We start from the raw sequence: 22,113 nt of genomic DNA, 5'->3' as shown, positions 1-22,113 counted from the left end.
AGATCATTCCAACGGGGCTCGGCCCACTGGTAAGGCCCGGCCCCAGGGCTCGGCCTCGGTCAGCACCCCCGCCGCGGTTCCCGGCAAACCGGCCGAATCGGGCTCCAGCACGCCCGGATCGATCAGCGGGTCGGCGCCGGTGTCGGGAACGCCGGCCGGCTCGGGATCGGCTGGGGCTTCGGCTCCCGTGTCGGGCAAGCCGGCCACCTACGGCACGGCCCGGCCCGGGACGGTCAGCGCATCGGCGTCCGTGTCCGGCATGCCGGCTGCCTCGGGGCCGGTCAGCGCGTCTGCGCCTGTTTCCGGTGGGCCCGGGTCGGTGAGTGGCTCGGTTCCGGTGCCGGAGCGGGTCGACGGCTCGTCTCGCCAGCTGCCCGCCACGCCCGGCGCAGGGGCTGCGCGGGCTACCGTGCCGGGCGCGGTCGTGCCGGATCCGGCTGCGGTTCGGGCGGCCACCTGGCCCAGTGGGCCCGCGAAGCTCTACGACGGGCGGAAGTCGGAGCACCCCGAGGCGGTCGCCAAGCCGGCGGTCTCGTCGACCTCGATCGGCTCGGCCTCGATCGGCTCGGCTTCGGTCACCCCGGCCTCGGTCACCCCGGCCTCGGTCACCCCGGCCGATGCCAAGGGCGCCACCGACCCCGAGCCAGCCCCACTCGAGCCCGCCGACCCCAAGCCTGCCGACCCCAAGCCTGCCGACCCCAAGCCTGCCGACGCCAAGCCCGCCGACGCCAAGCCCGCCGACGCCAAGCCCGCCGACCCCGCGCCCACCCAGCCGAAACCAGCCGAGCCCAAGCCCAGCGACTCACGGCCCAGCGACCCACCACCCGGTGACCCGGAGCCTGCGCAGCCCGAGCCCACCGAGCCGGAACCGTCCGAGCCGGAGCCGCCGCGTCCGGTCCCGGTCCCGCCGGCCAGACCCGGTGAGCCGAAGCCGGAGCCTCGGCCCGGTGAGCCGAAGCCGTTCGAACCGTCGCCGCCGCTGCCGACTCCGCAGCCCGGGCCGTTCCCGGCGCCCAGCCCGACCCCGGAGCCGGCGCCCGGGCCGACGCCACCCGGGCCGACGCCACCCGGGCCGCCGGGGCCGGTGCCGAGCCCGCCGCCACCCGGACCATCACCGGTTCCGCCGGGACCCGGGCCATCGCCGGTACCGCCCGGTCCTGGGCCGTCGCCCGTACCGCCGGGGCCCGGTCCTTCCCCCGTTCCGCCGGGGCCGTCGCCCAGCCCGGTGCCGGGACCCCCGCCGGGACCAAGCCCGATCCCGGGGCCGCCGCAGCCGCTCGTCCCGCCGCCGCCGACCATCGCGGCGGGTGGGCTTCCGGCGTACACCGTGCCGCCCGCGGCCGGGAATCGGCCGGCCGGCGCGCCGCCCACGCACCCGTACGGGTTCGGCGGACCGGCTCCTGCTACTCAGCCGTTCGGTCCGACTACGGCGCCGACCGCCGTCCCCGCCGCGGAGGATCCCGCGGCCACGATGGCGGTACCGCAGCAGCGTGGGCAGGCCGGCACGCTGTACGGAACCGGCGGCTACGCGACCATCGACACCACCATGCCGGTGTCCACCAACGCGGTGGAAAACTCCGGGTCGCTGACCGGGCATATCCTGGCCCAGGGCTGGCGCGATGAGATCGTTGACCGGCGGCGCAGCAACCTCAAGGTCGCCATCGCGATGCTGGTGGTGCTGGGGTTGCTGGTGACCGTCAGCGTTGTCTTCCTGCTGACCGCGGGCGACGCGTTCCGCGAAATGATCGAGGGCATGTTCAACTGATTTGTCGGACAGAGCACCACGGCCTATCCTGGCGAGGTTGCGCCGATGGGTGAGCCTGCCCACTACCGGCGCGGAATGCGGTCGGCGCACCAAACGTTGAGCCGTACACTTATGACAGTTGTTCAAGCGGCGCGCCTTTACGAAGCGTGCCACGGGCGTTCTTGCGGTCATTTCAGCGGCCGGCTCACGGCAGCCGCGGCGGGCCATTCGCGAGCATGCGCCCCCGTAGAGAGGTTCTCTTGACCACTTTCGCTGATCCCAGCACGTTCCCGTCCGTCTTCGAAACCCCCTCGCCCGTTGAGATCCCCGTCACTGAAACTGACACGGAAGCTGACCCGGACACCACGCCGGCCGCGGCGACCAGCTTTGCCGACCTGGGACTGCCCGCCGAGCTCGTGCGGGTGCTGACCCGCGAGGGCCTCACCACCCCGTTCGAGATCCAGGCCGCGACCATCCCGGATGCGCTGGCCGGCCGGGACGTGCTCGGCCGCGGCCAGACCGGCTCCGGCAAGACCCTGGCGTTCGGCCTGCCGCTGCTCGCCCGCGTCGCCGCCGGTGGCCGTGCCCGGCCGCACCACCCCAAGGCGCTGATCCTGGTGCCGACCCGCGAGCTGGCCATGCAGGTGGCCGACGCGCTCCAGCCGCTCGGCCGGTCGGTCGGCGTCTTCCTCAAGACCTCGGTCGGCGGTGTGCCGTACGACCGGCAGATGGATGCGCTGCGGCGCGGCGTCGAGGTCATGGTCGCCACCCCGGGCCGGCTCGCCGACCTGATCGAGCGCGGCGCGTGCAAGCTCGACGACGTCGAGATCACGGTGCTCGACGAGGCCGACCAGATGGCCGACATGGGCTTCCTGCCCGAGGTCACCGAGTTGCTGGCCAAGACGCCCGAGAACGCGCAGCGCCTGCTCTTTTCGGCCACTCTCGACGGTGACGTCGACATGCTGGTCAAGCGGTTCATGCACGACCCGGTCACGCACTCCACGGCGCCCGCCGAGGCGAGCGTGTCCACCATGGACCACCACCTGCTGCTGATCCCGCCGCAGGAGAAGTTCCCGATCACCGCGGCGATCGCCAACCGGGCCGGCAAGACCATCGTCTTCGCCCGCACCCAGATGGGCGTCGACCGCCTGGTGGAGCAGCTTGCGGCGGTGGGTGTCCGGGCCGGCGCGCTGCACGGCGGCAAGACCCAGCGGGTACGCACCCGCACGCTCGCCGAGTTCAAGGAGGGCCGCACCAACGTCCTGGTTGCCACGGACGTCGCGGCCCGGGGCATCCACGTCGACGGCATCTCGCTGGTCGTGCACGTGGACCCGCCCAAGGACCCGAAGGACTACCTGCACCGGGCCGGTCGCACCGCCCGGGCCGGCGAGTCGGGCGCGGTGGTCACGCTGGTGCTGCCCAAGCAGCGCCGCAGCACCCAGGCGATGATGGGCCGGGCCGGCGTGGCTCCGGCCGAGGTCCGGGTGCGTCTCGGCGACGAGAAGCTCGCCGAGGTCACCGGCGCCCGTGAGCCGAGCGGCGTGCCCGTCGTGGAGGAGCCCGAGCCGCGCCGCGAGCGCCCGCGGGGTCGCTTCGGCGACCGGCCGCAGCGTTCGTACGGTGACCGGCCGCAGCGCACGTACGGTGACCGCCCGCGTGGCGACCGTACGGGTAGTGACCGCTCCTTCGGTGACCGTCCGCAGCGCAGCTACGGCGGCGAGCGTCGCTCCTTCGAGGGCCGCCCGCAGCGTTCGTTTGACGACCGCCCGCAGCGTTCGTTCGACGACCGCCCGCAGCGTTCGTTCGACGACCGGCCGCAGCGTACGTACGAGGACCGCCCGCAGCGCTCCTACGGCGACCGCCCGACCGGGGACCGCCCGACCAGCGACCGGCCGGCCGTCGACCGCCCGCGCGGCGATCGCGACCGCGCCCCGCGCAACGGCGAGCGCACCACCGGCTTCCGCCGCGACAACCAGCGCAACGACCGCCGCGAGGGCACCGCGGGCCGCTTCGGCGCCCGCCCCGCCCGCACCTACTGACAGATCTACCCGAAAGCCCCGGCACACCTGGTGTGCCGGGGCTTTCGGCTCCTCCGTCCCCGGAGCCCCGCCGGTCTAGGCGGCTCGACCACCGCTTTCGAGTCTGCCATCGGCAACGGGCCCGACTGGTTTGGGCTTTCGTTGCAGGACAGCCCGGAAGCTGCGGCACCGGGGCCGGGACGGCAGCCAGCCGGGCGGTTGACCGTGGAGCCGGCGCCGCCCGTACGTCCAAAGGCTTTCGAAAGGACCTTCGGGCGGGTAGACGTAGAGGAATGCTGCCTGATTCGCTGTTTTGGGAACGCGTCGACGTAAGCGGGGCCGAGCAGGCGCTGGTGGACACGCGCGCGGGGCTCTATGCCCGGGGGACCGCCGTCGCGGTGGATCCGGTTGCCTATACGTGCCGGTATGAGCTTCGGACGGATCCGGGGTGGGTCACAGCGCACCTGGACGTGACCGCGGAAGGTGCCGGGTGGCGGCGCAGCATCCGGCTCGAGTTGGCCGCGGGACGATGGCGGGCCACCACCGCTGAGCAGGGAAATCTGGACGCGGCGCTGGCTGCGGCGGGGCATGCGCGGGCGGGACTGCCGGGCATCGAGGAACCGGATCTGCTGTACGGGGCGTTCGACGTGGACCTCGGTGGGTCGCCGCTGACCAACACGCTGCCGATCCGGCGGCTGGAACTACTCAAGGCGGAAGCGGGGGTCTCGCACCGGCTGAACGTGGCCTGGGTGCTGCTGCCCAGCCTCGAGGTGGTGCAGGCGGATCAGATCTACACGCCGCTCGGTGACCACCGGGTGCGCTACGCCAGTGAGACGTTCAGTGCTGATCTCACGGTGGATGACGAAGGGTTCGTCACCGACTATCCGGGGCTGGCCCGGGCGGTGCGGTGAGTGACCCGGACGCCAGGAACGCGGCGATCGAGGCCAGGTACGGGGGCAGGTGCAGGCCCTGGGCGGCCAACCAGTCGTCCGCGTAATAGGTGTCGGCGTAGCGCTCGCCGCCGTCGCAGATCAGCGTCACCACTGAGCCGGTGCGGCCCTCGGCGAGCATCTCGGCGATGATGCCGAACGCGCCCCACAGGTTGGTGCCGGTGGAGCCGCCCACCCGGCGGCCCAGGATCTCGGAGCCGGCACGCATCGCGGCCAGCGACGCGGCGTCGGGCACGTGCACCATCCGGTCGACGACGCCGGGCTGGAACGACGGCTCGACGCGCGGGCGGCCGATGCCCTCGATGCGGGAACCCTTGCCGGTCACGACGCTCCAGTCGCCGGCAAGGTAAGCCTGCCAGAACGCGGAGCCCTCCGGGTCGACAACGCAGAGCTTGGTGTGCAGCCGGCGATAGCGGGCATACCGGCCGATGGTCGCGCTGGTGCCGCCGGTGCCGGCACCGACCACGATCCAGGCGGGTACGGGGTGCGGCTCGAGCGCCAGCTGGTGATAGATCGACTCGGCGATGTTGTTGTTGCCGCGCCAGTCGGTGGCCCGCTCGGCGTATGTGAACTGGTCCATGAAGTGGCCGTCCAGGCCCTCCGCCAGCCGCCGGGCGGTCGGCACCACCTCGGTGGGGTCGTCGACCAGGTGACACTTGCCGCCCTGGAACTCGATCAGCGAGATCTTCTCGGGCGAGGTGGCGGCCGGCATCACGGCGATGAACGGCAGGCCCAGCATGCGCGCAAAGTACGCCTCGCTGACCGCGGTCGATCCGCTGGACGCCTCGACGATCGCGGTGTGCGGGCCGATCCAGCCGTTGCACAGCGCGTACAGGAACAGCGAGCGGGCCAGGCGGTGCTTGAGCGAGCCGGTGGGGTGCGACGACTCGTCCTTGAGGTAGAGGTCGATGCCCCAGCTCGCCGGCAGCGGGAACGGCAGCAGATGGGTGTCGGCGGACCGGTTGGCGTCGGCCTCGACCAGAGCGATCGCGGTGCTGATCCAGTCCCGGGGCTCCACCCTCGTCACCCGAGGCCCGGCTGGGGGCGGTTCTCCCATTTCGTGGACAGCGCGATGGCGGTCCGGGTGGACGCCACCCCGGGGGTCCGGTTGATCCGGACGATCAGCTGCTCCAGCTCGGCGATCGTGCCGACCCGCACGGTCAGCTGGTAGGACTCCACGCCGGCCATGAAGTAGCAGCTCTCCACCTCGGGCATGGCCCGGACCGCGGCCAGCACGTCGTCGGTGTCGGCACCGGAGTCCTCGATGATCCCGATCAGCGCGGTGACGCCGAGCCCCAGCGCGTCGTGGTCGACGTCGGCCCGGTAGCCGCGGATGGTGCCGGCGGCCTCGAGCTTGCCGACCCGCTCGTGCACCGCGGGCGCGGAGAGGCCGACCTTACGGGCCAGCTCGGCATACGACGAACGGGCATTCTCCCGTAGCAGGTCGATCAGCCGGAGGTCGATGGAGTCCATAGCCAGACCCTAATCGGGTGGCAGATAGCTACTCACGCCCGGTAGCGACGAATCGGCGGCAGGATAACGATCACTGTCGCAATTAGGGCTTTTTCCGCATTCCAGGGACTCGGTTCCGGGGCGATGCTCTAATGGCTTTACGTCCCGATCGAGCACGCCGACACTCACCGTGATCACGGCCGCTCCAAGACCACGCGAGGAGGGGGTTGTGGACACTGGAGATCGTCTGCTGACACCGGGTGAGGTGGCCGCGCTGTTTCGCGTCGACCCGAAAACGGTCACGCGCTGGGCCGCCGCCGGGCGTATCGGCAGCATCCGTACTCCGGGTGGCCACCGCCGGTTCCGCGAGTCCGAGGTCCGTGCATTGCTCGAGGGCGATGGCGTGGTCGAGGAAATGCGGGAGGACGACGCTGCTAATCGGCCCCGCAATGCGGGTCCGACCAACCCGGGCATGGGTTACGGCCCGCCCAACGGGTTGCGCTGAGCCTGCAACTCACCCTTCCACCGGGCAAAAAGATTGTGCGGTACGCCGAGCGCGTCAAGCACCTTGCCCGCCACGAAGTCGACGAGTTGTTGTGCGGTCGCCTGCGCCCCTGAGCCATAGAACCCTGGGCTCGCCGGCAGCACCACCGCCCCGGCATCATGCAGGGCGATCAGGTGCTCGAGGTGACTGCGGGTAACCGGAGTCTCCCGCGGTACCACCACGGTGCGTCGCCGCTCCTTGAGGTTGACCTCGGCGGCCCGCTGCAGCAGGTCCTTGGAGAGTCCGATGGCGATCCCGGCGCACGCCGCCGTGCTGGCCGGGACCACCACCATCCCCTTCGCCGGGTAGGAGCCGCTGCTCGGCCCGGCGGCCAGGTCACCCGCCGGCCAATAGACCAGGTCACCCAGGTCGTGGGCCAGCCAGCCGGTTACGTCGTCCTTCCAGTGCGCGTCCCGGACCGTACCGCCGGTCTCGTCGAGCAGGGTGAGCCGGGCGGCCCGGGAGACGACCAGATCCACCGGCTCGCCGGCGTCCAGGAGCGCGGTGAGCACGGCCCTCGCGTAGGGCGTGCCCGAGGCACCCGAGACACCGACGACCCATGGTTCACGCATGTCTCAAGTGTGCCCGTTAGCCGACGTCGAGCAGCACGGATGCCGGCACCGCCGTGTCGATCGGCCACCAGGTGTCCGGCTTGGCGGGGTCGGCGACGTCGACCACCGACAGCACCTTGCGCATCTCGCCCTGATCGACCTTGCGGCCCATGACCACCAGTTCCGAGTCGCCGCCGTTGGCCGGGGCCGAACAGACCGGGCCCTCGCACTCGGTCGACTTGGGCACGGTGAGCAGGTCGGGGCCGCCGGTGGAGAGCCGGATGTCGACCGTCGTGGTCTTGTCGGCGGTCTCGCCGGGGGCGCGGCCGCGGCCCGGTTCGGCCAGGCGGGCCTCGGCCACGTCCGACGGCACCAGGGTGAGCTGGGACCGCAGGCCGGAACCCGGGTCGGTGAAGATCGAGACGAGCCGGTAGTCGGCGTCGATGCTCGCCAGCCGGAACGCGATCCTGATCTCCCGGGGCGTGCCGGTGGTGAAGGCCTCGGCCACCCGGCGCAGGTCGTCCGGGGTCATGGCGCCGTCCTGGCTCCTCACCACCGCGGACGCGCCGTCGGCGTACTCCCAGAGCAGGTCGCGGTCGTCGGCGCCGTAGTCGACCAGGGAGGCGGGGCGGCCCTTGATCGGGTCGGTGCCGGTGACCGTGGGGCGGCGCTTGTAGCCGGCCAGCGGGTCTACGCCGCGGCGGTAGACGGTCAATGCTCCGGTGGTGCCGTCCCGGCCGGTTTTACGGATCTCGGCGGTCTCCCCCGCGAGGGTCCAGGTGGTCGGGTTGAGGACGCGGAACCCGACGGCAGAGTAGGCCGCGAAGGTGAAGTGCGGTTCCCGCAGCTTTTCCGGAGCTTTCGCCCCATTTGTCGCGGCAGGCTGCGGGGCGGACGACGGGGTGGCGGCCAGCGGCACCCCGATCCCGATCGCCGCGACCACGGCGGCGGCAGCGGCCCATCCGGACTGCCGGCGGCGGCGCCGGCGACGGCCGGCCGCGACCACGTCGTCAATGTCGTAGCGGGCCGGCGGCATCTCGGCCTTGGCCTCGTTGAGCAGGTCAGATAGCTGCTTCATGGCGTCCCTCCAGACGCTCGTCGACGCCCGGGTCGACACCCAGGATCTGGCGGAGCGCGTCGAGGCCGCGTGCCGTGTACGCCTTGACCGTGCCCTCGGGCAGCCGCAGGGCGGCCGCCGTCTGCTGCACGCTCAGGCCGTCGAGAAACCGCAGCACCAGCACGGCCCGCTGCTTGACCGGCAGCCGGCCGAGCGCGGACCGCAGATGCAGCCGGTCGTCGACGCCGGTGGTGCCGTCCGGCACCGCACGGTCGGGCAGCGCCGCGTGGCTGTGCGCGTGCTCGCGCCGCCACCACGGCCGGCGCGTCTCGTCGATGGCGGCACGCACCACGGCGGTCCGGGCGTACGCGTCCGGATTGTCGACCCGGCGCCACTTCACGTACAGCTTGGCCAGCGCGCCGAGAACAGCGTCCTCGGCCACCTGCCAGTCGCCGCACGTGAGGTAGGCGAGCCCGCGCAGCGCATCCATCCGCGCCGCGACGAACTCCCGGAACTCGGCCTCGTTATCGCTCACGGGGATTAGACGGAAGCCGGGCCGGTGGCGGTTACAACAATGTCAGGTCGAGCACTGCGAACAGGAACAGTGCGATGCCGACGAAGCCGTTGGCGGTGAAGAACGCCCGGTTGACCTTGGACAGGTCGGTCGGGGTGACCACGATGTGCTGGTAGGCGAACGCGGCCGCGGTCAGCGCCAGCCCGATCCACCAGAGCCAGCCCAACCCGACCATCTGGCCGAACCAGACGAACAGCGCGAACGTCACCACGTGGGTGGCGGTCGAGATGTGCAGCGCGGTGCGCACCCCGAACCGGGCCGGCGTCGAGTGCACCCCGATCCGCCGGTCGACCTCGACGTCCTGGCAGGCGTAGATGATGTCGAACCCGCCAATCCACAGGCCGACCGCGACGCCGAGCAGCCAGGCCGGTCCGGAGCCGGCGAACGTGCCGGTGATGGCCAGCCAGGCGCCGACCGGTGCGACCGCCTGGGCCAGCGCGAGCACGTAGTGCGGGTAGTTGGTGAACCGTTTCGCGTACGGGTAGATCACCAGCGGGATCACCGCGAGCGGGAACAGCACCAGGCACAGCCAGTTGAGCAGGCCGGCGGCGACGGCCAGCACCGCGAGCGACACGGCGGCGCCCGTCCAGGCAGTGCGCAGGCTCACCGCGCCGGTCACCAGTTCGCGGTTCTGGGTGCGCGGGTTCTGCGCGTCGATCTTGCGGTCCAGGATGCGGTTGGCGGCCATCGCGAAGGTGCGGCCGGCCACCATGGCCACCGTGATCAGCAGCAGGTCGACCCAGTGCACGCCGGTGCCCTGCCGGTCGAGGGCGACCAGGGCGGACAGGTAGGCGAACGGGAGCGCGAAGACCGAGTGTTCGATGGCGACCAGGCGCAGGAAGGATTTGATCCGGCCGGGTCGCTCCGGCACCGCCGCCACCGCTGTCATATGCCGTATTCCTTCCAGCGCTTGTCGACCAGCGCCACCACCTCGGGCGACATGACCATCGCCTCCGGCCAGCCCCGGGTGTAGCCCTCGGCAGGCAGCTTACGGGTGGCGTCGATGCCCGCCTTGCCGCCCCAGAACTGCTGATAGGAGGAATGGTCGAGGTGGTCGACCGGCCCCTGGGTGACCAGCAGGTCGCGGTCGTAGTCGACGTTGCCGAACGCCCGGAACGCGACCTCGTGGTAGTCGTGCACGTCACAGTCCTCGTCGACCACCACGATGAGCTTGGTCAGCGACATCAGGTGGGCGCCCCAGATCGCGTTCATGATCTTTTGGGCGTGCTTGGGGTAGCGCTTGCGGATGGAGACGATCACGCAGTTGTGGAAGACGCCGGCGGCTGGCATGTCGTAGTCGACGATGTCCGGGATCAGCATGCGCAGCAGCGGCAGGAAGATGCGCTCGGTGGCCTTGCCGAGCCCGTGGTCCTCCTGGGGCGGCTGGGACGTGATGATCGAGTGGTAGACCGGCTTTTTGCGCATCGTCATGGTCTCGATGTGCAGCACCGGGAACGGCTCGACCGGGGTGTAGAAGCCGGTGTGGTCGCCGAACGGGCCCTCGGGGTGCCGCTCGCCGGGCTCGAGATAGCCCTCGAGTACGACCTGGGCGTGCGCCGGGACCTGGAGCGGGACCGTCTTGCAGTCGACCATCTCGACCCGCTCACCGCGCAGGAAGCCGGCGAACAGGTATTCGTCGATGTCGGACGGCAGTGGGGCGGACGCGGCGTAGCAGACCACCGGGTCGCAGCCGATCGCCACGGCCACCGGCAGCCGCTCGCCGAGCCGCTCGGCCACCGCGTGGTGTGCGGTTGAGTCTTTGTGGATCTGCCAGTGCATGCCCAGTGTGTTGCGGGAGTGCTGCTGGAGCCGGTAGAGGCCGAGGTTGCGCTTGCCGGTCTCGGGGTGCTTGGTGTGGGTCAGCCCGAAGTTGTGGAAGATGCCGCCGTCGCCGGGCCAGACCTGGAGTCCGGGCAGGCGGCCGAGGTCGACCTCGTCGCCGGTGAGCACCACCTCCTGGCAGGGCGCGTCCTTCACCTTTTTCGGCGGCAGCGACTTGAGCTGGAGCGCCTTGCCGATGCCCTCGCGGATGCCGGACCAGCCGACCGGTAGTTCCGGTTTGATCAGCGCGCCGATCCGGTCGCCGACCTCGTCGAGCGAGCCGACGCCGAGCGCCATGGCCATCCGTTTCTCGGTGCCGAACAGATTGATCGCCACCGGCATGTCGCCGCGGGTGGGGCGCTCGAACAGCAGGGCCGGGCCGCCGGCCCGGACGGTGCGGGTCACCACCTCGCTGATCTCCAGCGTCGGGTCGGCCGGGACGGTCACCCGGCGCAGCTCGCCGGCCGCCTCGAGGGCGGCGAGGAAGCTCTGGAGGTCTTCAAAGGGAAACCCGCGAGGTGCCATGTACCCAGTGTTCCGCACGGGTACGACAGATCCGCCAGCGGGCGATCACCGTCACTCGACGTGTCCGATTCGAGTTGAAGCGGGCAATTGTTCCCGTCGGCTCTGTGAGGTGGCAGTGAAGCTCCGGAATGTGGCGCGGTGGAGCGCCCTGGCCGCGATCACGGCGGCGCTCGGGGTCGGCACCCCGGCCCCGGCCACCCTGATCCCCGCCGCCCCGGCGGCCTCGGCGCCCGCCAAGAAGCTGCCCGCCTGCGCGCCGGGCAGAGCCTCGACCCGGCCACCCACCGGCCGGGCCGGCTATCAGTCGCCGAGAGCCTGCCGGGCCGCGGGACGCATTCTCGAGTCGGCAGTCCAGCGCGGTTTCACGCCGAGCGGCTACCACCACCTCGGCGCCAACTCGGCCGGCGAATGGCGCGGCGTCTCCGGCCGGATCTCGGTCGTGGACGGCTCGATCCGGCCCAGCAGCTACGACTTCGTGGCCGCCCGGTTCATGGCCAAGCGCAACCTGGGCGGCGGCCGGATCGCCTGGCTGGAGGCCGGCTGGGCGGAAACCGGCTGGGCTGGGCCGGGCCGCCAGCACATCTACACGTTCAACACCAACACCAAGACCTGGCAGTTCCACGACCAGTACCCGCTGCGCCCCGGCGACCAGATCTGGCTGGACCTGAGCAGCGACGGACGCGGCTGGTGGGCGGCCTGGCTGTGGTGGGACAACCGGTGGAACCTGCTCACCGCGCAGTATCTGCCGATCGGCGGCACCGCCTTCATCGAGCAGTACGTCGAGGTGCACGTCGACGCCACCCGGCCGACCCGGATCGACGTGCCCGCGGTGACCGTGGACAACGTGCAGCTGCGCCCGGCCGACGGCGGCTCGTCCCGCTACTGGCGGGCGGACGTGCCGACGCTGACCGGCTATCACCCCGGCGAGCAGCAGCGTTCCGGCGGCTTCTGCCTGAACTGGGTGAACCAGTACGACACCTGGACCGCCGGCGACTGCACGCCGCCGGGGCCGGAGGTCACACGCCGGAGTACGAGTGGAAGCCGCTGAAGAAGAGGTTGACCCCGAACAGGTTCATCAGCATGGTGGCGAAGCCGAGCAGCGCGATCCAGGTCGCCGCGGTCCGCTTCACGCTCGGCGTGGCCCGGGCGTGCAGGTAACCGGCGTAGACGATCCACGAGATGAACGCCCAGACCTCCTTGGGGTCCCAGCCCCAGTACCGGCCCCAGGAGGCCTCGGCCCAGATCGGCCCGGCGATCAGCGCGCCGAAGGTGAACAGCGGGAAGCCGAACGCGTGCAGCCGGAAGGTGAGCCGCTCCAGCACGCCCGCCTCCGGCAGGTTCCGGCCGAGCGTGTACGGGAAGCGCCGCTTGCCCTTGTCGTAGCCGTCCCGGATCAGATAGAGCGTGGCCGGCACCGCGCCGAACAGCAGCACGCCGGAGGCCACGATGATCGTCGAGACGTGGATGATGAACCAGTACGAGTTCAGCGCGGGCACCAGCGGGCCGACGGGGGTGTACGCGATCATGCCGGCCGCACCGAGCAGCACCACCATGGTCAGCGCGACGAAGAGACCCATGTGCCGCACCGCAGGCCGCCGCAGCAGCACACCGAGCCAGACCGCCGAGCCGACGAAGCCGGCCGACAGGATGTACTCGTACATGTTGCCCCAGGGCATCCGCTCGGCGGCGATACCGCGGGTGACCAGCGCGCCTAGGTGCAGCAGGGCGGCCAGGACGTTGAAGCCGACCCCAAACCTTCCTGCCAATTCGCCCTTTTTGTCCGGCTTGGCTACGGGCGGACTCTCCACAACGGCGGGGCCGCCGGCGCCGACCAGTTCACGCACGGCCGCCTTCCCGATCCGGCTCTTGGAGCCGAACGCATACTCCCCCGCGTAGCAGACCATCGCGGCCAGATAGGCGAGAACGGCCACCGCCAGCAACTGGTTCGACAACTCCGCCATCAGGACGTCCCTTCCTCGGCGGCCTTCTCCAACGCGCGGAACTCGTCCGCGAAACCCGGATAGTCGGTGCGGGGCAACCCACCGGCCGACAACAACGTACCTCCGGACGTTCCCGCAGATACCGGCAGGGCGCGGAACCAGACCCGGCGGCGATGGCCGGCCAGCGAGAGCATCAGCCCGATCAGCCCGAGCACCGAGCCGACCAGCAGCAACGACTGGGTCGGGTCGTACCGGATGGCCAGCGTCGCGAACGGGCGGGTGCCGAGGAACTCCAGCGTGGTGCCGTCGTCCAGGCGCCAGGTCTGGCCGGCCTCGAGCCGGTGCGGCCGGGTGCCGCTGATGTTCTCGAGCTCACCGATCGCGATCTGGCCCTGGTCGAGCGAATAGATCGAGCGCGGCCGGCCCACGTCCAGGCCGAGGTCGCCGCGGTAGGCGGTGAGGAACAGCGCGGGCGCGTTCTCGGCCGGGAAGACCGAGGTGGCTGCGCCCTCGGTGCCGACCGTGGGGAGGTACCGGCCCTCGAACCCCATCTGCAGCGCCGGGTCGCGCTCGTCGGTCCTGGGGTCGATGTTGACGTCCGGGAACTGGACCACGCCCTCGCTGGTGAACATGCCGTCGATCGGCAGGAACGGCACCACCTTGGTCTGCGACGCGCCGAACCGGTCGGTATACCGCACGGTCACCGCGTAGCCGTGGCCGATCAGGTGCACGCTGGCCCCGTCCAGCCGCAGCGGGTCGTTCACGGTGAACCGGCGGGTCGCCGGCGGCCCGTGGTCCTCGCTCACCGACACCTGGGCGGAGTACATCTTGGGCTGGCCGGTCTCCTGGAAGCTGACGTCGAACTTGGTCAGCTTGAGGCAGAACCGGGGCAGGTCGGCCGCCGTGACCCGGGGCCCGAGCGTGGACTCGTCGAACTGCGCGAGCGAGCTGCAGAAGCCCTGGTCGCCGCCGGCCACCAGGATGCGGTTGGCGTGCCATCCGTACCAGTGCCCGAATCCCACCCCGATCAGGACGGCCAGCAGCGCGAAATGGAACAGCAGGTTGCCGGTCTCCTTGAGGTAGCCCTTCTCGCCGGAGACCGTCCAGCCGCCGTCCGCGCCCTCCCGGACCCGCGTGCGGAACCGGCGTTTGCGCAGTATCCCGGCCACCGACTCGGCGACCTCGGCCGGCGAGCCGGACCGTTCCGCGGTGAAGTGCTGGGGCAGGCGTTCGAGGCGCTTCGGCGCGTCCGGCGGCGCCATCCGCAGAGCCCGTACGTGGTCGAGCAGGCGGGGCAGCACGCAGCCGACCAGCGAGGTGAACAGCAGCAGGTAGATCGAGGCGAACCAGGGCGACGAGTAGACGTCGAAGGCGCCCAACCGGTTGAGCCAGGGCGCCAGCCCGGGATTGTCGTTGTAGAACTGGACGACACGCGAGATGTTGACCGAGCGCTGCGGGAACACCGAGCCCGGGATCGCCGCGACGGCCAGCAGGAAGAGCAGGACCAAGGCCGTACGCATGCTGGTGAGTTGCCGCCACGAGTTGCGCAGCAGCGCCCACAGCCGGTTCGGGCGGCGCGGCGGTGGTTCGGCGGCAGTCGCGGGCCGTTCCTCGACGACGGTCACAGCAGCGTCCCCCCGCCGAAGTTGAACGTGGTGAGCAGCCAGACCAGGAAATGGTTCCAGCCGCCGCTGACCAGCGCGATGCCGACCAGGATCAGCAGCACGCCGCCGATCCGGGTCACCCACCGGCTGTTGCGCCGGATCGCCCGGAAGACACCGAGCAGCTTGCGGAAGAAAAGACCGAAAAGCACAAACGGCAAACCCAAACCGAGGCTGTACGCGAGAGCCAGCGTCACCGCTCGACTGGTCTGCCCGCTGGTCGTGGCCAGCGCCAGTACCACGCTGAGGGTCGGGCCGGTGCACGGCAGCCAGGACAGCGCGAAGATGCCCCCGAACACCGGCGCACCGAGCAGCCCGGCGGCCGGCAGCCTGCGGATCCGCATTTCCCGCTGCAAACCCGGAATCCAGCCCAGGTACGCCAGGCCGAGCACGATCACCAGCACGCCGAGCGCGATGTTGAGCACGTCCTGATGCGACTTCAGGGCGAAGCCGATGTTGGCCACCAGCGTCACCAGCAGCGTGAAGACGACCGCGAAGCCCAGCACGAACAACAGCGTCCCGGCCAGCACCCGGCCGCGGGTGTGCCGGCGGGTGCGCACCGCCACCCCACCGGCGCCGTCCGGCTCGGGGCTGTCGTCCAGGTCGGAGCCGGCCAGGCCGGTGACGTACGAGAGATAGCCCGGTATCAGCGGCAGCACGCACGGAGACAGGATGCTGACCAGGCCGGCGATCGCCGCGACACCGATCGCCAGCACCAGTGGACCGGTGCCGGCGATGCTCGCGAACTCCTCGCCCATCAGCCCGCGGCCTCCGCTGCGATGCGCTCCACCAGGGGCTGCAGCTGGGACACCGTGGTGGCGTCCCGGATGGCGACCGCGATCCGGCCCTTCCGGTCGAGAATCAGGGTGGCCGGGGTGCTGACCTGGGTGACGTCGAACTTCAGCGCCACCTCGCCGTCGAAGTCGTAGATGCTGTCGTAGGTCGCCCGGCCCCGGTGGAACGCCTTGGCCGAGTCGCGGTCGTCGCGGGAGTTGACCCCGATGAAGTTGACGCCCCTGTCCTTGGTGGCCTGGAAGGTCTTTTCCAGGTCGTCCGCCTCGGCCCGGCAGGGCCCGCACCACGAGCCCCAGAAGTTGACCACCACGACCTTGCCGCGGTCGGTGGTCACGTCGTACGAGCCGCCGTCCAGCAACTCGCCGGTGACCTCGGTGACCTGGGGCCGCAGGTCGGGCGCGCACTCCACGACCTTGCCGGTGGTGGTGCACCTGGTGGCCCAGTTCGGCTCGCCGCAACCGGCAAGCGCCGCACCGGCCAAAGCAGTGGCGACCACGGCGGCCACGAGGCGACGCATCAGGCCCCCTTGGCGTATTTGGCCGTCGCGGACATGGCCACCAGGTGGGCGGCCGGTTCGGAGTAGTCGATGCCGACCACCGCGGAGCCCACGAAGCGGAACGAGGTGAGGCTGGCCAGGCCGCACTGCCGGCGACGCGGGTCGTGCCAGAGGCGCTTCTTCTCCACGTACCGGCGCAGTGTCCAGATCGGCAGCTGGTGCGAGACGCAGACCGCCTCGTGTCCCTCGGCGGCCACCCGGGCGGCCTGCACCGCGGCGAACATCCGCTGCGCGATCACCAGGTAGGCCTCGCCCCAGGACGGGGTGATCGGGTCGCGCAGCACCCACCAGTGCCGCGGGTTGGTCAGCGCGCCGTCGCCGACCGACACCTTTTTACCCTCGAAGTAGTTGGCGCTCTCGATCAGCCGGGTGTCGGTGGCCGTCTCCAGTTCGAACGCGGCCGCGATCGGCACGGCGGTCTCCTGGGCCCGGTCGAGCGGGCTGGCCACCACGTGGGTCACGTCGCGGTCGGCGAGCACCTCGGCCGCGGCCTTGGCCATCTGCACGCCCAACTCGGACAGATGGAAATCGGGCAGCCGCCCGTACAGGATCTTGTCCGGGTTGTAGACCTCGCCGTGCCGCAGCACGTGCACCGTCGTCCTGGTCGCCTCGGTCAAGCTGTGCCCCCCGCCTCCGCCGCCGCACGCGCCGCAGCCGGCAGCGCGGTGGCGATCTGCTCCAGCGCCACGTCGTCGAGCGCCGTCGAAACGAACCACGCCTCGTACGCGCTGGGCGGCAGGTAGACCCCCCGGGCGAGCATGGCGTGGAAGAACGCCTTGAAGGCCGCCACGTCCTGGGTCTTGGCGGTGTCGTAGTCGGCCACCTCGGCGTCGGTGAAGAAGATCGAGAACATGTTGCCGGCGGTGGACAGCCGGTGCGGCACCCCGGCCGCGGCCAGCGCCTCGGTGGCCAGCCCACTTACCGTGCCGGCCAGGTCGTCGAGACGCTTGTAGACGGCGTCGTCGGCGAGCCGCAGCGAGGCCAGTCCGGCCGCGCAGGCCAGCGGATTGCCGGAGAGCGTGCCGGCCTGATAGACCGGCCCGGCCGGCGCCAGCCGCGACATGATCTCGGCCCGGCCGCCGAACGCGGCCGCGGGCAGCCCGCCGCCCATCACCTTGCCGAACGTGAACAGGTCGGCGTCGACCGGGTCGAGCCCGGCCCAGCCGCCGGCCGAGACCCGGAAGCCGGTCATCACCTCGTCGATGATCAGCAGCGCGCCGGCCGCGTGGGCGATCTCGGCGAGCCGCTGGTTGAAGCCGTCGCGCGGGGCGACCACGCCCATGTTGCCGGCCGCCGCTTCGGTGATCACCGCGGCGATCTGGTCGCCCTCGGCAGCGAACGCTGCCTCGACCGCGGCCGCGTCGTTGTAGGGAAGCACGATCGTCTCGGAGGCGGCCGCGCCGGTCACCCCGGGCGAGTCGGGCAGTCCGAGGGTGGCCACGCCGGACCCGGCCGCGGCCAGCAGCGCGTCCACGTGCCCGTGGTAGCAGCCGGCGAACTTGACCACCTTGGCCCGGCCGGTGAAGCCGCGGGCCAGCCGGATCGCGCTCATCGTCGCCTCGGTGCCCGAGTTGACCAGGCGGACCTGGTCGACCGGGGTGCGCCGGACGATCTCCTCGGCCAGGTCGACCTCGCCGGCGGTGGGCGTGCCGAAGCTGGTGCCGTGCGCCGCGGCGGCCTGCACGGCGGCGATCACCTCGGGGTGGGCATGGCCGTGGATCAGCGGCCCCCACGAGCACACCAGGTCGACGTAGCGACGGCCGTCGGCGTCGGTCAGCCACGGGCCGGAGCCGTGCGCCATGAATCGGGGCGTGCCACCGACCGCTCGGAACGCACGCACGGGTGAATTGACCCCGCCGGGCACGATGGCCGAGGCACGGTCGAACAGGGCCTGGGAGACCGGGGCGTCCTCCGGGTAGGGGAGGCCCTCGGGGCGGTATGTCGTGGTCACAGCGGCTCCCATTCTGTCAGCGGCGTGCCCGGTGGTTTCCGAGAGGGTTGTTCACGTCATCCGAGCATGCGCCGCCGACCATCCCCGCATGTCCGGAAGCTCCGATGCGAACGCGCCCGGCAGGCCGATCGGGACCGCAAGCGATAGGCTTCCCTCGTGGAGCGGCCGGAGTTGACCATCGCGGTTGATCGCGCCCCCGACGAGGTCGTCCTGCACCTCGCCGGGGAGGTTGACGTGTTCACCGTGACCAACCTCTCCGCCATTGTGAACGAAACGCTGGCCGACCCGCCGGCCCGGATCGTGCTCGACATGGCAGGCGTCACGTTCTGCGACTCGCAGGGCCTGGGCACCCTGGTGGTGCTCAGCCGTAAGGCCCAGCACGCCCGTTCGGTGCTGTCGCTCACCAACGTCGGCGACTTCCTGATGCGAGTGCTCGACATCACCGGCCTGCGCAGCGCCTTGATGATCACAGCACCGTCCTGACCCTTGCCCTGACATCGGTGTGAAGCCCTACCGTCGGTGCACGACGGGAGGCTGCCATGTTGATCGGTGAGTTGGCCGAGCGGGCCGGCACGAGCGCCCGGACCCTGCGCTACTACGAGGAGCAGGGCCTGGTGCGCCCCAAGCGGGACGCCAACGGCTACCGCCAGTACGACGACGCCGAGTTGCGCGTGGTCCACGAGATCCGGTCGCTGCTGGCCGCCGGTTTCGGGCTGGACGACATCAAGCCCTTCGTCGCGTGCCTGCGCGCCGGCAACGAGTCCGGCCACGTCTGTCCCGACTCGGTGGTGGTGCTGCGCCGGAAGCTGGCCGAGGTGGACGGCTACCTGGAACAGCTCACCGCGGTCCGGCAGCAGTTGCACGCCCAGCTGACCCAGGCCGAGGAGTCCCCATGCCGCAAACAGACCTGATCACCGTCACCGACGCCACCTTCGCCGACACGGTGCTGGCCGCCGGCCTGCCGGTGGTCGTCGACTTCTGGGCCGAGTGGTGCCCACCGTGCCGCCCGATGGCGCAGACCCTGGCCGAGCTGGCCCCGGAGTTCGAGGGCCGCCTGCTGATAGCCAAGCTGAACGCCGACGAGAACCCGGAAACGACCCGCACCTACCGGGTCATGTCGATGCCCACCCTGCTGTTCTTCACCGGCGGGGTGGTGACGGCGTCCCTGGTCGGCGCCCGCCCGAAGTCGATCCTGCGGGCCGCACTGACGAACGCCCTGACCCCCTATGTGAACAGTTGACGCCGCTCAGCGCCGGGCGGTCTCCCGGGCGCGGCCGGAGGTGGCCGGGTGCCGCTGGGGCAGCGGCTCGGTGCCCACCGCGTACGTCAAATAGGCGAAGCGGCCCACCAGGGCCGCGCCCGTCAGCACCATCTCCCGGGCGCTCAGGTGCCGGGGCAGCAGCGGCGCCCCCTTGCCCAGCAGCACCGGGGCGATGCCCAGGATGATCTCGTCGAGCAGGCCGCGGTCGACGAACTGGCCGACCAGGTCGCCGCCGCCGACGAGCCAGACGTTCTTGCCCTTGGCGGCTACCAGCATGGCCTCGTGTACGCGCTGGACGTCGCCGCTGACCATGAAGATGTTGGCGTCGGGAACCAGCGGGAGTTCCCGGTTGGCGAAGACCCAGCAGGGCACGTCGCCGTACAGGTCGTGCCAGTTGTGCGGCTCGGCCAGGACGTTGTCGTTCTGCAGGACCCACTCGTACGTGTTGGCGCCCATGGCGAACGCTCCGACCCCGGCGAAGAAGCCACCGAACGGGTTCTCGGCGCCGCCGTCGACGTCGAAGAGCCATTCGAGCGAGTTGTTCTCGTCGGCGATGTAACCGTCGATGCTCGTGGCCGTGTAGTACTGGGTTTTCGCCATGAGATCCACCATGCCACGCGGATGCGGGCGAAAGGCGCGAATCCGACTAACCGGCGTCGTTCCGGAGGACCAGTACGGCGATGTCGTCGCGAGGCTCCTCGACCGAGAAGTTGATCGTGATGGAGCGCAGGCGGGCGGCCATCACGTCGGCCGGATAGCCGGCCAGCGGGCCGGCCGCGTCCAGCAGCCGGGCGGTGCCGAACAGTTCGCGGCCACGACGGCGTTCGGTCACCCCGTCGGTGTAGAAGACCAGCGAGTCACCGGCCTGGAGGCGTACCTCCACCTGTGGTGAGGCGATCGTCTCGAGCAGGCCCAGCGCGGTGCCGCCCTCGCCCACGAACGACGCCTTGCCGTCGGCCCGGATCAGGGCCGCCCGGTCGTGCCCGGCCAGGTGCAGGCAGACCGCCAGGGTGCCGTCGCCCTCGCGGTGCACCGAGGCCATCGCCAGCGTGCAGTACCGGCCGCCACCGCGCTGCACCAGCGTGCGGTTGACCCGGGCCAGCACCTCGGTCATCGGCTTGCCGTCGTCGACCAGGATCCGGATCACGTCGCGGACCAGGCCGGTCACGGTGGCCGCCTGGACGCCCTTGCCCGAGACGTCGCCGACCACCACCACCCAGCGGTCCGGGCCGGACGGCACCACGTCGTAGAAGTCGCCGCCCACCTCGGAGCCGGTCGGCACGTACTCGGCCGCGAAGCCGACCCCGTCCACCCGGGGCAGCGCCGGCGGCAGCAGCGAGGCCTGCAGGGTGCGGGCGACCTTGCGGCGCTCGTCGTGGATGCGGGCGTTGTCGATCGCCAGCGCGGCCCGCCGGGCCACGTCCTCCAGGACGGCCACCTCGTCGGCGTCGTGCCGGTGCCGGGCGTGCCGGCCCACCGCCAGCGTGCCGAGCCGGGCACCGCGGGCGACCAGGGGCACGGCAAAGCCTTCTGTCATCTTCTGGGGTTTTCCGCCGCGGGAAGACTCAGTCGGGCCGCCGAACATCACCTGGGTGCCGAGCCGGGACGCCTCCTCGAGCCGGGCCAGTATCGAGTCGCTACCGGTCTCGGCCAGCGTCTCGTGCAGCTTGGGCACCGCCGACTCGTCGGTGTGGGTGGCCGCCGCCAGCTGCAGCCGGCCCCACGCGTCGGTGGTGTGCACCGCGCACCACTGGCCCAGCCGGGGCACCACCAGCTGCGGGATCAGCGCCATCGTCAGGTTGACGTCGAGCGACTGGGCGAGCAGCTCGCTGGCCTCGGCCAGGAAGGTGAGCCAGGTCTGCCGGCGCAGGTCGGTACGGCGCAGCCGGTCGTTCTCCAGGTGCAGCGAGAACCGCTCCGCGACGATCGTGGCCAGCGGCTGCGCATAGCCGGTCGGCGCCGCGTCCAGCTCCAGCTCGCCGGAGTACGGCCGGTGCACGGTCAGCGGCACCCGGATCGTGTCGGCGTCGTCCCGCGGCTGCCGACCGTAGCGGGCCAGCAGTTGCCGGCCGCCGCCGTCGCCGCGGTCGAGGCGCACCACCCCACCGGCGGCACCGGTCAGCCGGGCCAGCTGGGCCAGCATGTCGGTGGCGAAGTCGGCCAGCGCCTCGTCGGTCTGCCGCTCCGGGTTGACCTGCAACAACGCGGTCAGCGCCCCGACGCTCGGGGTGCCCGCCTCGGCCGCCGTGCCGACCGGCACCACCGACGTGGTCGGCTCGGGCCCGGCGTGGCGTTCGAGGCGAAACCACACGCCCTTGCCGGTGCCCTCGTGCACCGTGCCCCAGCGGCTCGCGAAGTGGTCGACCAGCAGCAGGCCGCGGCCGCGCTCGGCGACCTCGCCGATGTCCACGCTCTCGTTGCGCGGGCCCACCGCGAGCTGCTCGACCGGGCCGGGCGCGAAGTCGGTGACGGTCACGGTGAGGCCGGCCTGGTCGGCGCTGACCTCGATGTCGAGTTCGGTGTTGGCGTGCACCACGGCGTTCGTCGACAGCTCGGTGGTCAGCAGCAGGGCCTCGTTGAGCAGCGGGTCGAGGCCGGCCTCCTCCAGCACCGACCGGACGAGTGCGCGGGCTGCCGCCGGGGTACGACGATCATTGGGCAGCCGGACCCGCCGGACGAGACCGCCCGCCGGGGTCTCCGAACCTGACACCCA

General features: G+C 71.3%; 26 protein-coding genes. 8 read left to right on the top strand and 18 right to left on the bottom strand.

The window, feature by feature from the left end:
• Window positions 1-3 precede the first annotated feature (3 nt).
• From Ari01nite_RS28180 to Ari01nite_RS28170, 3 genes are read right to left on the bottom strand one after another with little or no spacing between them, the layout of a single operon-like run.
• Window positions 4-198, bottom strand: a complete 195-nt coding sequence (locus tag Ari01nite_RS28180) for a hypothetical protein (RefSeq protein WP_203785215.1) — start codon at window positions 196-198, stop codon at window positions 4-6.
• Window positions 199-207: 9 nt separating this feature from the next.
• Window positions 208-456: a hypothetical protein gene (locus Ari01nite_RS28175; RefSeq protein WP_203785214.1), complete on the bottom strand. Its 249-nt coding sequence runs from the start codon at window positions 454-456 to the stop codon at window positions 208-210.
• A gap of 24 nt (window positions 457-480) precedes the next feature.
• Entirely contained in the window at window positions 481-633 is a 153-nt protein-coding gene (locus Ari01nite_RS28170) for a hypothetical protein (protein ID WP_203785213.1), read from the bottom strand.
• A gap of 838 nt (window positions 634-1,471) precedes the next feature.
• Here Ari01nite_RS28170 and Ari01nite_RS28165 point away from each other — a divergent pair.
• From Ari01nite_RS28165 to Ari01nite_RS28155, 3 genes are all read left to right on the top strand, one after another.
• The gene (locus tag Ari01nite_RS28165; protein ID WP_203785212.1) at window positions 1,472-1,765 is read left to right on the top strand and encodes a hypothetical protein; all 294 of its coding nucleotides are present in this window, start codon (window positions 1,472-1,474) and stop codon (window positions 1,763-1,765) included.
• Between the two features lie 239 nt (window positions 1,766-2,004).
• The gene (locus tag Ari01nite_RS28160; RefSeq protein ID WP_203785211.1) at window positions 2,005-3,783 is read left to right on the top strand and encodes a DEAD/DEAH box helicase; all 1,779 of its coding nucleotides are present in this window, start codon (window positions 2,005-2,007) and stop codon (window positions 3,781-3,783) included.
• Window positions 3,784-4,055: 272 nt separating this feature from the next.
• On the top strand, window positions 4,056-4,673 hold the full coding sequence (locus Ari01nite_RS28155) for a putative glycolipid-binding domain-containing protein (protein WP_203785210.1): 618 nt from the start codon (window positions 4,056-4,058) through the stop codon (window positions 4,671-4,673).
• On the opposite strand, the gene cds1 is transcribed toward Ari01nite_RS28155, so the two are convergent.
• Both cds1 and Ari01nite_RS28145 read right to left on the bottom strand, forming a co-directional pair.
• Window positions 4,636-5,730 carry an L-cysteine desulfhydrase Cds1 gene (gene cds1, locus Ari01nite_RS28150; protein ID WP_239163092.1) on the bottom strand — a complete coding sequence of 365 codons (1,095 nt, stop codon included), beginning with the start codon at window positions 5,728-5,730 and terminating at the stop codon, window positions 4,636-4,638. The two genes, Ari01nite_RS28155 and cds1, sit on opposite strands and share 38 nt — an antisense overlap.
• Window positions 5,731-5,735: 5 nt before the next feature.
• Window positions 5,736-6,185 carry an Lrp/AsnC family transcriptional regulator gene (locus Ari01nite_RS28145; RefSeq protein WP_203785208.1) on the bottom strand — a complete coding sequence of 150 codons (450 nt, stop codon included), beginning with the start codon at window positions 6,183-6,185 and terminating at the stop codon, window positions 5,736-5,738.
• Window positions 6,186-6,393: 208 nt separating this feature from the next.
• Between Ari01nite_RS28145 and Ari01nite_RS28140 the strand changes: the two genes are divergently transcribed.
• A complete protein-coding gene (locus Ari01nite_RS28140; RefSeq protein ID WP_030442123.1) occupies window positions 6,394-6,669 on the top strand; it encodes a BldC family transcriptional regulator in 276 nt (91 codons plus the stop codon).
• On the opposite strand, the gene Ari01nite_RS28135 is transcribed toward Ari01nite_RS28140, so the two are convergent.
• Genes Ari01nite_RS28135 through Ari01nite_RS28115 form a run of 5 tightly spaced genes read right to left on the bottom strand, consistent with a single transcriptional unit; the run spans window position 6,642 to window position 11,236 of the window.
• Window positions 6,642-7,280, bottom strand: coding sequence for a UbiX family flavin prenyltransferase (locus tag Ari01nite_RS28135; protein ID WP_203785207.1), 639 nt, complete (start codon window positions 7,278-7,280; stop codon window positions 6,642-6,644). The two genes, Ari01nite_RS28140 and Ari01nite_RS28135, sit on opposite strands and share 28 nt — an antisense overlap.
• 16 nt (window positions 7,281-7,296) lie before the next feature.
• On the bottom strand, window positions 7,297-8,337 hold the full coding sequence (locus tag Ari01nite_RS28130; protein ID WP_203785206.1) for a hypothetical protein: 1,041 nt from the start codon (window positions 8,335-8,337) through the stop codon (window positions 7,297-7,299).
• Window positions 8,321-8,851 (bottom strand): SigE family RNA polymerase sigma factor, encoded by a 531-nt coding sequence (locus Ari01nite_RS28125; protein ID WP_203785205.1) that lies wholly within the window; start codon window positions 8,849-8,851, stop codon window positions 8,321-8,323. Before Ari01nite_RS28125 ends, Ari01nite_RS28130 begins: the two co-directional genes overlap by 17 nt.
• Window positions 8,852-8,882: 31 nt before the next feature.
• Entirely contained in the window at window positions 8,883-9,779 is an 897-nt protein-coding gene (mqnP, locus tag Ari01nite_RS28120; protein WP_203785204.1) for a menaquinone biosynthesis prenyltransferase MqnP, read from the bottom strand.
• A complete protein-coding gene (locus tag Ari01nite_RS28115; protein ID WP_203785203.1) occupies window positions 9,776-11,236 on the bottom strand; it encodes a menaquinone biosynthesis decarboxylase in 1,461 nt (486 codons plus the stop codon). The genes mqnP and Ari01nite_RS28115 overlap by 4 nt, the downstream gene beginning before the upstream one ends.
• A gap of 115 nt (window positions 11,237-11,351) precedes the next feature.
• Between Ari01nite_RS28115 and Ari01nite_RS28110 the strand changes: the two genes are divergently transcribed.
• A complete protein-coding gene (locus Ari01nite_RS28110) occupies window positions 11,352-12,284 on the top strand; it encodes a hypothetical protein (protein WP_239163091.1) in 933 nt (310 codons plus the stop codon).
• Here the strand turns inward: Ari01nite_RS28110 and ccsB are convergent.
• Genes ccsB through hemL form a run of 6 tightly spaced genes read right to left on the bottom strand, consistent with a single transcriptional unit; the run spans window position 12,253 to window position 18,151 of the window.
• Window positions 12,253-13,197, bottom strand: a complete 945-nt coding sequence (gene ccsB / locus Ari01nite_RS28105; protein ID WP_203785202.1) for a c-type cytochrome biogenesis protein CcsB — start codon at window positions 13,195-13,197, stop codon at window positions 12,253-12,255. The genes Ari01nite_RS28110 and ccsB overlap by 32 nt on opposite strands.
• Entirely contained in the window at window positions 13,197-14,801 is a 1,605-nt protein-coding gene (gene resB, locus Ari01nite_RS28100; RefSeq protein WP_203785201.1) for a cytochrome c biogenesis protein ResB, read from the bottom strand. The genes ccsB and resB overlap by 1 nt, the downstream gene beginning before the upstream one ends.
• Window positions 14,798-15,595 (bottom strand): cytochrome c biogenesis CcdA family protein, encoded by a 798-nt coding sequence (locus Ari01nite_RS28095; RefSeq protein WP_203785200.1) that lies wholly within the window; start codon window positions 15,593-15,595, stop codon window positions 14,798-14,800. The genes resB and Ari01nite_RS28095 overlap by 4 nt, the downstream gene beginning before the upstream one ends.
• Window positions 15,595-16,149, bottom strand: coding sequence for a TlpA family protein disulfide reductase (locus tag Ari01nite_RS28090; RefSeq protein ID WP_203785199.1), 555 nt, complete (start codon window positions 16,147-16,149; stop codon window positions 15,595-15,597). The genes Ari01nite_RS28095 and Ari01nite_RS28090 overlap by 1 nt, the downstream gene beginning before the upstream one ends.
• Window positions 16,149-16,805, bottom strand: coding sequence for a histidine phosphatase family protein (locus Ari01nite_RS28085; RefSeq protein ID WP_203785198.1), 657 nt, complete (start codon window positions 16,803-16,805; stop codon window positions 16,149-16,151). Before Ari01nite_RS28085 ends, Ari01nite_RS28090 begins: the two co-directional genes overlap by 1 nt.
• A complete protein-coding gene (gene hemL, locus Ari01nite_RS28080; protein WP_203785197.1) occupies window positions 16,802-18,151 on the bottom strand; it encodes a glutamate-1-semialdehyde 2,1-aminomutase in 1,350 nt (449 codons plus the stop codon). The genes Ari01nite_RS28085 and hemL overlap by 4 nt, the downstream gene beginning before the upstream one ends.
• A gap of 144 nt (window positions 18,152-18,295) precedes the next feature.
• On the opposite strand from hemL, the gene Ari01nite_RS28075 reads away from it, so the two are divergent.
• Genes Ari01nite_RS28075 through Ari01nite_RS28065 form a run of 3 tightly spaced genes read left to right on the top strand, consistent with a single transcriptional unit; the run spans window position 18,296 to window position 19,379 of the window.
• Complete coding sequence (locus Ari01nite_RS28075; RefSeq protein ID WP_203785196.1) at window positions 18,296-18,622, top strand: STAS domain-containing protein; 327 nt, start codon at window positions 18,296-18,298, stop codon at window positions 18,620-18,622.
• Between the two features lie 56 nt (window positions 18,623-18,678).
• Window positions 18,679-19,050 (top strand): MerR family transcriptional regulator, encoded by a 372-nt coding sequence (locus Ari01nite_RS28070; RefSeq protein WP_203785195.1) that lies wholly within the window; start codon window positions 18,679-18,681, stop codon window positions 19,048-19,050.
• Window positions 19,032-19,379, top strand: a complete 348-nt coding sequence (locus tag Ari01nite_RS28065; protein ID WP_203785194.1) for a thioredoxin family protein — start codon at window positions 19,032-19,034, stop codon at window positions 19,377-19,379. The genes Ari01nite_RS28070 and Ari01nite_RS28065 overlap by 19 nt, the downstream gene beginning before the upstream one ends.
• Before the next feature lie 6 nt (window positions 19,380-19,385).
• Here the strand turns inward: Ari01nite_RS28065 and Ari01nite_RS28060 are convergent, their stop codons facing one another.
• Both Ari01nite_RS28060 and Ari01nite_RS28055 read right to left on the bottom strand, forming a co-directional pair.
• Window positions 19,386-20,000, bottom strand: coding sequence for a dihydrofolate reductase family protein (locus Ari01nite_RS28060; protein WP_239163090.1), 615 nt, complete (start codon window positions 19,998-20,000; stop codon window positions 19,386-19,388).
• Between the two features lie 46 nt (window positions 20,001-20,046).
• Entirely contained in the window at window positions 20,047-22,110 is a 2,064-nt protein-coding gene (locus Ari01nite_RS28055) for a SpoIIE family protein phosphatase (protein WP_203785192.1), read from the bottom strand.
• Window positions 22,111-22,113: the final 3 nt, after the last annotated feature.

The organism is Paractinoplanes rishiriensis, assembly GCF_016862375.1.
In the GTDB taxonomy this organism is placed as follows: Bacteria; Actinomycetota; Actinomycetes; order Mycobacteriales; family Micromonosporaceae; genus Actinoplanes; species Actinoplanes rishiriensis.
Note: the sequence above shows the minus strand (reverse complement) of the source record. Positions and strands in the feature narration are given on the sequence as shown.